Raw genomic sequence first — 11,902 nt, forward strand, 5'->3', positions numbered from 1 at the left:
TTTTCTGCTGCTCTGATTAATCCTAAGTTTCCTTCCTGGATAAGGTCAATCAATGACGATTCAAGATTAGTATAATTTTTTGCAATCTTTACAACAAGCCGTAAATTAGCATTGATCAGAGCTTCTTTTGCCTTCTCGTCACCCTTGCATTTTTTCTTTGCAAGTTCAATTTCTTCTTCTGGCGTAAGAAGTTCTATCTGATTGATTGCGTTAAAGTACTGATTGATTGACAAATCTTCAAAGTCATTATATCGTTTCATGGCTGCCTCCTCTCCATGAATTGCTTCACAAGTAATTTAAATAGCAATATCTGTGCCAAAAATTCTATAATCGTAGTTCCATTTATGAAAAACTTTTTTAAAATACAAAAAAATTGATTGTTTTTTGATAAAATTTATAAAAATGTGCATTAAAAAATTTGAAAAATATAATTTTAAAGGTACAATGGTTAAAAAGAAACTAATTATTTGCTAAAATACTTAACTGAATATACAAAAAATATCAAAATTTGTCAATAGTATATAAATAAAATAATAAAAAAGTAACAACTGTATAATATTTACACACAAATTTTTTGTACTGTATAAAATTTATACATTTACTGGGTTTTTAGGTTGAAAAAGGATACATTGCTTAATCAAGCGCTGTCAGCTAATTTAAGCAGAAATAAATTTAGCTACTATAAAAAACTTCGCCACCTTTAAAGGTGACGTAAGTTTATTCTTTAGATACTTCCGTAATAAATTGTTAAAATATGTTACAAAAAATTATTTGATATTGTATTTCTTCTTAAATTTTTCTACACGCCCTGTAGTATCAACTATCTTCTGTTTTTTAGTATAAAACGGATGACAGTTGGAACAAATTTCAACATGAAGGTCTTTGACTGTTGAACGTGTAGGTATTTCATTACCACATGCACATTTAATCACAGTATCGTAATATTCCGGATGTATCCCTTTTTTCATATCTATCTCCTTATCATAATAAATATATCACATTTATCCCTGCATTGCTTTAAAAAATGCCTTGTTGTTTTTGGTACCGCGCATCTTTTCAATTAAAAATTCCATTGCTTCGGTTGAGCTCATTGATGAAAGCACTTTGCGCAAAATCCATATTTTGTTAAGCTCTTCGGGATCAACCAGAAGTTCTTCTTTGCGTGTACCTGACTTGTTGATGTCAATTGCGGGGAATATTCTTCTATCGGCCAGTTTTCTGTCAAGTACGATTTCACAATTTCCTGTACCTTTAAACTCTTCAAAGATAACTTCATCCATGCGGCTTCCTGTTTCAATAAGAGCTGTTGCAATAATAGTGAGACTACCGCCGCCTTCTATATTCCGTGCTGCACCAAAGAAGCGTTTGGGCTTGTGCAATGCATTTGAGTCAACACCACCTGATAGAATCTTACCGCTTGTAGGCACTACCTGGTTGTATGCGCGTGCAAGTCGGGTAATTGAATCAAGCAGAATGACCACATCTTTTTTATGTTCAACAAGCCTTTTGGCCTTTTCAAGTACCATCTCACTTACTTGAACATGGCGGGAAGCAGGCTCATCAAAGGTTGAAGATATAACTTCGCCTTTTACAGAACGCTCCATATCGGTTACTTCTTCGGGGCGCTCATCAATCAACAACACTATCAGTATAATATCGGGATGGTTTGTGGTGATAGCATTGGCAATTTTTTGTAAGAGGATAGTTTTACCAGTGCGGGGAGGAGCAACAATCAGTGCACGCTGCCCCATGCCAATAGGAGCAATGATGTTAAGAATACGCATGTCAATTTCTTCGGGAGTAGTTTCTAAGTTTATGCGAGTTTCAGGGTATAGTGGAGTGAGGTTATCAAACAGTACACGGTTCTGCAGTTTTTCCGGATTTTCGTAATTGACTGCTTCTATACGTAGTAGCGCAAAAAAGCGTTCATTATCTTTTGGAGGTCGTATTTGACCGGCAACAGTATCACCTGTTCGTAAGCCAAAAAGCCGTATCTGTGATGGTGATACATAAATATCATCAGGGCCAGGTAAGTAGCTATAGTTGGGTGAACGAAGAAATCCATAACCGTCATTTAGAACTTCAAGTACTCCACTTGAAAAGATTAAGCCACTGCGCTCAGTTTGTGCTTTTAGTATTTCAAAGATAAGATCTTGTTTTTTAAGTCCCGAGACTCCTTCAATATTCATTGAGCGGGCTATTTCCATTAATGAGCTGATTGTTTTTGATTTGAGTTCAGCTAAATCTAAGCGGCCTTCCTGTATTGCACCATTTGCTGATTTTTTTGCGTACTCGCCATTTCCGTTTTTCTTGCTATTGTTGTTCTTTTCAACAGCTTCATTTGTTGCTTTTGTCATAACACACCTTTGCATCTATAAGTTTGGAATTGATATGAATTTTCCTTCAAAACAAAATCCTATGTTATCCATACAATAAATGGCTAAAGCATATCTTGATTGTGTAATATTTACACTTTAAATGTTTTTTAATAGCTTAAATAATTATCAAATTTATATTAATTAAATTGCACAATTCCTTATTTTGTTATAACTTACATCAGAGGATGTTTCCATGGCGTTGTGGTTTTACTGTTCTTGTTCAAGTACATAACATAATCAAAAAAAGGTCATCGAATAAAAAAGTTCTTTTACAGGAAGGCAATGAGTTTACCATCTATTCTTTTCATATAATATACTATAAATTCAATCACCTGTCACAAAAAAATACTATCTTTTTTTATTTTTTGCAAGCATACATCATAGTATAATTTCGTCAAGAAAAAATGCAAAAATGAGATATTTCTTCATATAAATGGTATTGATAAAACCAAACATCCACAGTGATTAAAAGCATTCATTCCATTTAATCACTGTGGTGGTACTAGTAAAAAAAGAATTATAGCGTTTTTATAATTTTATGAATTCCTTTAGCGATAGCATCAGCAACAGTTTCTTGTATTGTTAATGCCGGCCGTATGATGATTGAATCGCGGGCTACTTTCCCCGTTGTTACAAAAATGCCTTCGCGCAGTAGTTTGCCCACTGCCTTTTCTGCTAAAAGCTCAGTGGCAAGAGTTGCAGCAATAACTAATCCTTTGCCGCGCACTGAAAGTATTTTGCTGGGATATTGCTTTTGCAAAGTATTGAGCTTTTCAATGAGCTGTCGCCCAACCTTTTCAGCATTTTCCCATGGTTTTGTTGTTTCATACATATCCAGTGCAGCGTAGGCAACCCTGCATCCTAAATCATGGCCACCAAATGTTGAAAGGTGAATTAACGGATGTGCGTGCATAAACTTCTGTACCTGTTTTGAAAACACTGTGGCTGCAATGGGGAATATACCAGCACCTAACGCTTCACCTATCACCAGAATGTCTGGCTCAACTCCATAATGTTCAAATGCAAATTTTTTACCAGTGCGCCCCATGCCGGTTTGTGTTTCGTCAAGCACCATTAGTGCGCCAGTTTTGTTGCACACGTTGCGCATAATTTTGAAAAATCCTTCACTTGCACTGCGGCAGGCATTTTCTACCTGAATTGTTTCGGTGATAATTGCTGCTGTTTTTGTTGTGACACGTTCTTCCAGTGCTTGTATGTTGCCAAAAGGGATTGTGACAATATCTGGTATCTGCCCAAAGGTTTTTTTCTTATCGCTCTCTGACAAGGAAACAGCAAAACCCGTCTCACCATAATAGGCGCCATCGACAGTAACAAGCTGAGTGCGCCCAGTAAATCCCCGGGCAAGTTTACAGGCAAAGTCCATTGCTTCACCTCTGCCTACAGAAAAGAACACACCGTTGAGTGCAGCTGGTACAAAAGATATAAGTTTTGATGCAAGAAGTGCCTTTTCCTGTGATATGAGGACAAAGTTTCCCTGATCGGATTTGTCGGCCTGCTCAATGAGTGTGTGCGATAGCTCCTGTGGAAGTCGTCCTAAGTTAAAGGTACCAGCACCACAGTAGCAGTCAATGTAGCGTTTGCCTTTTGCATCGAAAAAATATGTACCTGTGCGATTGCCTTCAGTAATTGTATACAGTGGCCAACCCATATCATGCCTCCTTGCTGTAATTTCTTTTTGTAATGCCAAGGATGTCTTCAAAGTAACGGATGATGTCAAACACTGCTATCTGAACATGGATATCATCCAGAAGTACCCTTAGCAATGGAATTTTTGATAGCGGTTTGGTAAGTGGCAGATACACACGCATTGTCTCAATGGCTTTTTGTATTATAGAAAGCATTTTTAAAGCTTCATCTTTTGTGATGGTAATTGGCACCATAAAGCGCATTACCTGTGGCTGATTGCCCGAATACACCGCAAAGATGCCGTGACGGGCTAGTGAATCGGCCATGAGAGCGCCCATATACTCATGTGTATATTCAACACCAATCATCAATCCTTTACCACGGATTTCCTTAATTATATCAGGATTTGCATGTTGTATATTTTCTAATCCTTGCATGATGACGTTGCCTATTTTTTCAGCATTTTCCCATAATCTGTTTTTTACGATGTAATCAATTACGGCAATGCCCACTGCACATCCAATATCGCTTCCGCCAGTTATTGACTGATGAAATTCAGGATTGCGTTTGACGTACTCTGCAAGAAGCGGAATATTGCGGTACATTACCACTGCGTTAGGAAATAGTCCCCCGCTTATTGATTTTGCAAGCGTCATGATGTCGGGCACCACACCAGAATGTTGACTTGCAAACATTCTGCCGGTGCGCCCAAAGCCAGTTTGTATTTCATCAAAGATAAGCATAATGCCAAATTTATTACATATTTTTCTTAAGCCTTTTAAATAATAGTCATCACCCACAAAGATGCCGCCTTCTCCCTGTACTGGCTCTAAGATTATAGCAGCAGTATCAATGCCAGCTATCTGTTGTACCTGCTCAAGGTCGCCAAACTGCACAAAGACAAAATTGGGCTCAAGGGGTTCAAAGAGGTGGCGATAGTAATCCTTGCCATTGGCCGAAAGTGAATATCCCGTGTGGCCGTGGTACGCTTTTTTCATTGCAATGATTTTTTTACGGCCAGTGGCGCCTCGGGCAAGCTTAATGGCACAATCAATTGCATCACCACCGCCTGAGGCAAAGAGCACCTGAGTGCAATCTCCTGGAGCTATCGCCTTTAATTTTTTTATAAATTCCTGTTTAACATTTGATTGTAAAAGATTGGTACCAATGTCATACTTTTGCAACGCTTGCCTTAGTGCAGCAATAATTTCAGGATTACCTCTTCCTACATTAAAGCAGCCGGCTGAAGTAAAGCAGTCAATTATACGGCGCCCAAAAAGTCCATCGGTAAAGCCAATTCCTTTGCGGCGCGTTTCAATAAAATCCAGGTGTGCAGCACGCATCGTTTTTGTTTGCCCTTTTGAAAGATGGCGGGCAAAAAGTGTAAAGATAGTTTTCTTGTCCTTATCGGTAAGGGTATCATTCCATAGTGCCATACGAACCTCCGTGATATATATTAGTTGGTTGACTAACATAAATATTTGTGCTTGTCAAGAAATAAATATTGACTAAGAAAAAACAATACAACAACACTGATAGCAGTATGGGAAGACGCATTTTGAAAGACACCCGAAGGGAAGAGATTGCACAGGCACTGTATCGTTGCCTGCTTAAAAAGCCTTTTGTCAAGACAACGATAAAGGATATAGCAAAGGAAGCTGGTCTCAATCATGGAATGCTACATTATTACTTCAAAAACAAAGAGGACATACTGCTGTATTTTTTAGATTGGATAGTTGCACTGCATCTGGAGGATTTCAGAAAATGGGCTGGCAAGCAAAAGCTTCACGATCTTACCTTTAATGAAGCGCTGTCGCGTGCCATGGATTATGCAAAGAAAAAGATTACTCTGAATGAAGAATTAGCCAGAATATTCATAGAGGTATGGGAGATAGCACTTTATCATAAAAAGGTAAGAGCAAAATTGCAGTTTGTGTATAAGGAATGGATTGAACAGCTGGTATCAGTTATTGGGAAAGAAACAAATACAAAAAATGCAACAGCGATGTCAGTTGCAACAATAGCATTCCTGGAAGGTATTTCACTGTTTCATATTATGCTTTCGGATATGTATCCTATCAAAGATATACTTAACTATTTTGAAAAGAAAATTGAAACTCTCATCAACGATAAATAACTACAAACTATCTTTTATGCGATAGGTATTGTTTAATTGTAATTTGACATGGCTTTTATATGATGCAATTTCGGAATGTGCTGTTAATGGTACAACATTATGTAGCTTTCCAGATTGGAAAAGTTGCAGCAAAATGCGGGTGCCTTTCTTTTCATTTCCATTGGGATGCACCAGTACAATGCTTCCTGTTACAGGGTAATTGCCTTTTGCAAGCCAAGCATCGGCACCTAAAGGGATGAGCCCATACCCCATGACTTTTTCATAAATTTTTTGACTTGAAATTAGTCCTGGAAATCTGAAAAAAACTGAAGGTATAATGCCATGTTCCAGCATACAAACTTCATTTTGCAACACCTCACGTGATACGCTGGTGCCTTCTTTCAACATGAAGTTTTTCTTTACCGGTAACTTTCGGGAATAAAAATGGGTAAAGCTATGGTTGACCCATGTGATGTCAAGCTTTCCGGTACTTGCTAAACGTTTTAACCATTCAAAATCTTCAGGGTGTTTGAGCAACCATGTACCGCTGATGCATATTGTTACAGGAATGGGATGTTGATGTGCATTGAGTTTAATAAATTTTGAAAAAAAATCACTGTCGATAGGGCGCTTTGAAGGACACAGGTCAAAGGTTATAACGATACCGTTTGTGTTGAAATGGGTAATACCTGCATTAAGTGTGCGTTTGGACTTATGTAAAGCTTCCAGGTACAGCTTTGCATATTGCGTATTAGAACATTTGTGAATTATATTTTCAAAAGAATCCTTTGCTATGCTGCCTTGAGGATGCTTTAATATACCTGTGTTGAGTGTATCAGGGTTGACGTATAAATATGATAGCACTGAATCATATTTAAATTTTCGTAAAATTATATACCGTGTATATGTTCCATTGTGTGATGGTTCCGTGTACAGTGCGTAGTAGGGCATATATGAATCAATTTTTGCATAAACTGGTATAATAGTTACTGTGAAAATAGTCATTGATGTAAAAACAATACTAAACCATTTGCAGAGTATTTGTTTCATAGTGAACCTTTTTTAACGATAGTTATCGGTAATGAGTTCTAGTGATTATGAAGTGAATTGAAAAGCAAAGAAAAAAGTCAATTAAATATTAAATAGTCCATTCCTTGGTAACTATCGCCACCAAAAAAAATCAGATAATTTCAATAAAAAGCTATAATTATAGTTGCAATTGTACAGCCACTCTATATATAGCGCACTGTACAGAAATTCTTGAAATGAAAAGGTTACAGGAATATGAAGCTCATTGTACAGAAATATGGTGGGACCTCGGTTGGGACGGTGGAACGCATAAAAGCTGTTGCGGCACGTATAAAGCGGTACGTGGAAAATGGCTTTTCAGTGGTGGTTGTGGTTTCGGCTATGGGTAAAACCACTGACCAGCTTATTGATCTTGCCAAACAGATAACCAAAAATCCTGACAGGCGTGAAATGGATATGTTGCTATCAACCGGCGAACAGGTTTCCATTGCACTGCTTGCTATGGCTTTGCACGATATTGGCATCGATGCAATTTCGTACACAGGTTCGCAGGTAAAAGTTATTACCGATGGCAATTTTTCAAATGCTCGTATTCAGAGCATTGCCACCGACAGAATAATAAAATCCCTTGAAGAAAACAAAGTGGTTATTGTAGCCGGTTTTCAGGGGATAGATGAGGATGAGAATATTACCACGTTAGGAAGAGGTGGATCGGACACCTCAGCGGTTGCACTTGCAACGGTGCTTGGTACGCGCGATTGTGAAATTTACACTGATGTTGATGGAGTTTTTACTGCTGACCCGCGCGTTGTTCCAACCACAAAGAAGCTTAAAGAGATTAGCTATGAAGAGATGCTTGAGCTTGCGCGGCTTGGTGCAGGTGTGCTGCATTCACGTTCAGTTGAATTTGCTAAGAAGTACAACATACGCATACATGTAAGGTCAAGCTTTAACGATAACGAAGGAACAATAGTAATGCCACGGGAGGAGATGATGGAAAAATTTGTAATTAGCGGTGTCACATCAAAAGATGATGAAGCAAAGATAACGATACGCGATATCCCCGACAGGCCGGGTGTTGCTTCCATGTTGTTTGGTGAGTTAGGAAAGCAAAAAGTGTATGTGAACATGATAGTGCAGTCAACAGGTAAAGATGGCAAGGCTTCCATTTCATTTACTGTGCTTAAAAATGACCTTGATAGAGCATTGAAAATATGTGAATCATTGAAAGATAAATTAGGTGCTTCTAGTATTGACTATAAAGAAAACATTGCCATTGTTTCAGCTGTTGGGGTTGGCATGCTGTCGTCATGGGGTGTGGCAGGACGTATGTTTGATGTGCTTGCAAAGCACAATATCAACATAGAGATGATTTCAACATCGGAAATTGGTATATCTTGTGTTATTGATTCAATGTATTCAGAGCTGGCAGTAAAGGCAATACATAAGGAATTTATTGAAAGCAATGAATAAAAACTATATTGATCATAGTCAGGTGAAAAAACGGGTGCACAAAAAGATTTCACTTGGCATTATTTATGGTGGAAAAAGTGGTGAACATGACGTTTCCAGGTGTTCTGCAGCCTCTGTTGCACAGGTAGCTGCAAAAAAATACAATGTAGTGTGCATTGGCATTACCCGCGATGGCAAGTGGCATGTACAAAATGGCATTCCTTTAGAAACACATCCTGAATTTGGCACTGTTCTTGCATTGCATGCTACTGGACAGTGGCATATCGATATGTCGGCAAAAGATGATTGTTTGCACTTATATAATAAAAAAGCAAGGAAAGCTGTTACCGTTGATGTTGTCTTTCCACTTGTTCATGGCACGTATGGTGAAGATGGCACATTACAGGGTTTACTTGAGATGGCTGGTGTGCCCTATGTTGGACCGGGTGTGCTGGGCTCTGCAGTTGGGATGGATAAAGATATTGCCAAAAGGATAGTTCAAAAAAGCGGGGTGGCGATAGTTCCTTTTGAAACAATCCGCATTGAAGATTTTACCTCCTCAGATATACATGATGTATTGCAATCTATTGAAGCAATAATGACGGTATTTATAAAGCCTGCCAACGCAGGTTCTTCGGTTGGCATTTCAAAGGTAACAAAGATTCATGATGTTGAGAAAGCATTAAAAAAAGCTTTTACATTTGATACAAAGGTAATAGTTGAAAAAGCTATTACCTGTAGGGAGTTTGAGGTTGCGGTAATGGGTAATGAAAAACCACTTGCTTCGGCAGTGGGGGAGGTAATACCGCAGCATGAGTATTATTCGTATGAAGCAAAATATGTTGATAAGGATGGTGCAAAACTGGCAATCCCTGCAAACATTCCAGATGATATGGCAACAAAATTGCGCAATGATGCCTGTGCTGTCTATAAATTGTTAGAATGCGAAGGTATGGCACGGGTGGATTTTTTTGTCGATACACATGATGGTACAATCTATTTTAATGAGGTTAACACTTTACCAGGGTTTACCAGCATAAGCATGTATCCAAAATTATGGGAATATTCAGGTGTGTCATATCCCAGGCTTATTGATACATTAATTTCATATGCATTCCGGCGCCACCGTGTAAAGAAAAAGGTGGTAAAGGCCTTCCTTTCACTGAAGAAATGAATGCCAGTGAACTGATACCATGAGCTATCGCCAAAAAAATACAACAGTAAAGCACTGTGAAGCAGTTCTTTTTGACATGGATGGCGTTGTTGTTGATTCCATGTATGCCCATGCTCAGTGTTGGATAGATGTATTCAAAGAGCATGGTGTATATTTAGATAAAACCGATATTTTTAAGCGAGAAGGCATGACGGGGCTTGAATCAATCGCTGATATTTTTATTGAAAAAGGGTATGCAGTGCCGCCAGAACCAATACTCAGAGAATTGCAAAAAAAGAAATTGCAGTTATTTTCAAGTTATCAGATTGAAGTATATCCGCAAATGTTCACTATCATTCCAATGTTACACTCAAAGGGGAAAAAGATAGGTATTGTAACCGGTTCATTCAGGTATCTTGTAGAAAAGTTAATACCTGAAACGCTTTTACGGTATGTGGATGTTGTCATAAGTGTTGATGATGTGCAAAAGGGAAAACCAAATCCTGACCCGTATGTAGAAGCAGTCAAAAAATTAAATGTGAAACCTGATAATGTAATAGTAGTTGAAAATGCTCCAATGGGAATAAAAGCTGCAAAAGCTGCGGGGTTGTACTGTATTGCAATAAGCACAACACTGGTTGCAGCATTTCTTGATGAAGCCGATGCCGTTGTGCATGATCATGAGGAACTTAAAACATACTTAGCTAATTGCCTGCTGTGAATGTTGTTTTTTCATTGACATGCAGGTAAATAATCATATAATAGCAACATTGTGTGATTATAAAAATACTATACGTGCAGGTGTGATATGAGTGTTGCATGGATACCAAATACCTTAACTCTGGGTAATCTGGTGTTAGGGTTTATCTCAATAATTTTTGCCAGTACTACCTTCCCGCACAGTTTAACTATTTCCGGCATTCTTATTTTGGCTGCTGCATTACTGGATGGACTAGACGGGCAGGTTGCGCGCATGTTAGGCGTGGCAAGTGAGCTGGGGAAAGAGTTGGATTCGCTGGCAGATTGTGTAACATTTGGAGTTGCACCTGGTTTTCTGGCATATCAGGGATACCTGAGTGGGACCTTTATTACAATTATGGGAACATCAATTGATGCGGGTATATTCATTGCTGCAATCTTCCCAGTATGTGCTGCGTATCGCCTTGCACGGTTTAACGTGATACATGTCCCCAATGCGTTTGATGGGTTGCCTTCGCCTATTGCTGGCATAATTGTTGCTCTGGTTCCATTATGCTTTTTAAATATTCATATTCCAAAAATAGTTTTTATAATTAGTTTTGTGATTGTTGCCCTACTTATGGTTTCCACTGTACGCTATACTAAACCACAGTCATATCTTTTGGAAAAGATTACCGGTATTAAATTATTTTTATTTATTATTGTATTTGTAGGCCTTATTGTTATTTTTAAACAGTGGGTTATACTTGCAATTATTGCATTATATATATTATCAGGGATTTTAAGCTTTATTATACAATTAATTCAGGATTACAGGTATTAGTTAAATCGTGTCTGAATTTTCCCACTATACCGATGGCAAGCCGGTAATGGTTGATGTAGGGGGCAAAGAGGTTACTACCCGTATAGCCCGCGCAACCGGTTGTGTGTACATGCAGAAAGCAACTATTGAAAAAATAAAGAAAAACCTGCTTCCCAAGGGAAATCCTTTTGATGTTGCCCGCATAGCGGGCATACTGGCAGCAAAAAGAACCCATGAACTTATTCCTATGTGTCATCCGCTTATGATAACCCATGTGGATGTAAACATAGGGTATAGCGATGATAATTCCTACATAAAAATTGAAGCAACAGTACGGTGTGATGGTAAAACTGGTGTGGAAATGGAGGCATTGACTGCAGTGAGTGTTGCTGCGTTGACAATATATGATATGTGTAAGGCAGTGGATAAGCAGATGGTAATAGGTGATATACGGCTTGTTGAAAAGCGTGGCGGTAAAAGTGATTTTGTAGCATCACATTGCTTTTAATAGAACTATGAAAGAAATAAGATAATCTTGTATACACATATCAACCAAAAAAGCTTTTTTTACTGCAAAGAAAAAGGCCATATTTTAAAACCATTTAAACTATAATTCAGAATACAAG

Annotated in this window: 11 protein-coding genes and 1 pseudogene; 6 read left to right on the forward strand and 6 right to left on the reverse strand. The window is 38.2% G+C overall.

Features of this window, described 5'->3' with window-relative positions:
- The 5 genes and pseudogenes from N3F66_13295 to N3F66_13315 form a co-directional block, all read right to left on the reverse strand.
- Positions 1-197, reverse strand: a pseudogene (locus N3F66_13295) (RNA polymerase sigma factor RpoD/SigA).
- Between the two features lie 570 nt (positions 198-767).
- Positions 768-968: a 50S ribosomal protein L31 gene (rpmE, locus tag N3F66_13300; protein MCX8125119.1), complete on the reverse strand. Its 201-nt coding sequence runs from the start codon at positions 966-968 to the stop codon at positions 768-770.
- A 33-nt stretch (positions 969-1,001) separates the two neighbouring features.
- Positions 1,002-2,357 (reverse strand): transcription termination factor Rho, encoded by a 1,356-nt coding sequence (gene rho / locus N3F66_13305; protein MCX8125120.1) that lies wholly within the window; start codon positions 2,355-2,357, stop codon positions 1,002-1,004.
- Positions 2,358-2,895: 538 nt separating this feature from the next.
- Positions 2,896-4,047: an aspartate aminotransferase family protein gene (locus tag N3F66_13310; protein ID MCX8125121.1), complete on the reverse strand. Its 1,152-nt coding sequence runs from the start codon at positions 4,045-4,047 to the stop codon at positions 2,896-2,898.
- Position 4,048: 1 nt separating this feature from the next.
- Positions 4,049-5,461 (reverse strand): aminotransferase class III-fold pyridoxal phosphate-dependent enzyme, encoded by a 1,413-nt coding sequence (locus N3F66_13315; GenBank protein ID MCX8125122.1) that lies wholly within the window; start codon positions 5,459-5,461, stop codon positions 4,049-4,051.
- A 68-nt stretch (positions 5,462-5,529) separates the two neighbouring features.
- Between N3F66_13315 and N3F66_13320 the strand changes: the two genes are divergently transcribed.
- On the forward strand, positions 5,530-6,162 hold the full coding sequence (locus N3F66_13320) for a TetR/AcrR family transcriptional regulator (GenBank protein MCX8125123.1): 633 nt from the start codon (positions 5,530-5,532) through the stop codon (positions 6,160-6,162).
- Here the strand turns inward: N3F66_13320 and N3F66_13325 are convergent, their stop codons facing one another.
- Positions 6,163-7,191, reverse strand: a complete 1,029-nt coding sequence (locus N3F66_13325) for a polysaccharide deacetylase (GenBank protein ID MCX8125124.1) — start codon at positions 7,189-7,191, stop codon at positions 6,163-6,165.
- Between the two features lie 234 nt (positions 7,192-7,425).
- Here N3F66_13325 and N3F66_13330 point away from each other — a divergent pair, with 234 nt between their 5' ends.
- From N3F66_13330 to moaC, 5 genes are all read left to right on the forward strand, one after another.
- Positions 7,426-8,643, forward strand: a complete 1,218-nt coding sequence (locus N3F66_13330; GenBank protein MCX8125125.1) for an aspartate kinase — start codon at positions 7,426-7,428, stop codon at positions 8,641-8,643.
- The gene (locus N3F66_13335) at positions 8,636-9,796 is read left to right on the forward strand and encodes a D-alanine--D-alanine ligase (protein ID MCX8125126.1); all 1,161 of its coding nucleotides are present in this window, start codon (positions 8,636-8,638) and stop codon (positions 9,794-9,796) included. The genes N3F66_13330 and N3F66_13335 overlap by 8 nt, the downstream gene beginning before the upstream one ends.
- 19 nt (positions 9,797-9,815) lie before the next feature.
- Positions 9,816-10,496 (forward strand): HAD family phosphatase, encoded by a 681-nt coding sequence (locus N3F66_13340; protein MCX8125127.1) that lies wholly within the window; start codon positions 9,816-9,818, stop codon positions 10,494-10,496.
- A gap of 87 nt (positions 10,497-10,583) precedes the next feature.
- Positions 10,584-11,297 (forward strand): CDP-diacylglycerol--serine O-phosphatidyltransferase, encoded by a 714-nt coding sequence (gene pssA / locus N3F66_13345; protein MCX8125128.1) that lies wholly within the window; start codon positions 10,584-10,586, stop codon positions 11,295-11,297.
- Positions 11,298-11,304: 7 nt separating this feature from the next.
- Positions 11,305-11,784, forward strand: a complete 480-nt coding sequence (gene moaC, locus N3F66_13350) for a cyclic pyranopterin monophosphate synthase MoaC (GenBank protein MCX8125129.1) — start codon at positions 11,305-11,307, stop codon at positions 11,782-11,784.
- Positions 11,785-11,902: the final 118 nt, after the last annotated feature.

The organism is Spirochaetota bacterium, from assembly GCA_026414805.1.
Classification (GTDB): domain Bacteria; phylum Spirochaetota; class UBA4802; order UBA4802; family UB4802; genus UBA4802.

Bases quoted from the DNA above. Each gene is read 5' to 3' on its own strand.
- rpmE (MCX8125119.1), bottom strand. From the start codon at position 968: ATGAAAAAAGGGATACATCCGGAATATTACGATACTGTGATTAAATGT.
- N3F66_13340 (MCX8125127.1), top strand. From the start codon at position 9,816: ATGAGCTATCGCCAAAAAAATACAACAGTAAAGCACTGTGAAGCAGTT.
- N3F66_13315 (MCX8125122.1), bottom strand. From the start codon at position 5,461: ATGGCACTATGGAATGATACCCTTACCGATAAGGACAAGAAAACTATC.
- N3F66_13325 (MCX8125124.1), bottom strand. From the start codon at position 7,191: ATGAAACAAATACTCTGCAAATGGTTTAGTATTGTTTTTACATCAATG.
- N3F66_13330 (MCX8125125.1), top strand. From the start codon at position 7,426: ATGAAGCTCATTGTACAGAAATATGGTGGGACCTCGGTTGGGACGGTG.
- pssA (MCX8125128.1), top strand. From the start codon at position 10,584: ATGAGTGTTGCATGGATACCAAATACCTTAACTCTGGGTAATCTGGTG.
- N3F66_13310 (MCX8125121.1), bottom strand. From the start codon at position 4,047: ATGGGTTGGCCACTGTATACAATTACTGAAGGCAATCGCACAGGTACA.
- rho (MCX8125120.1), bottom strand. From the start codon at position 2,357: ATGACAAAAGCAACAAATGAAGCTGTTGAAAAGAACAACAATAGCAAG.
- N3F66_13335 (MCX8125126.1), top strand. From the start codon at position 8,636: ATGAATAAAAACTATATTGATCATAGTCAGGTGAAAAAACGGGTGCAC.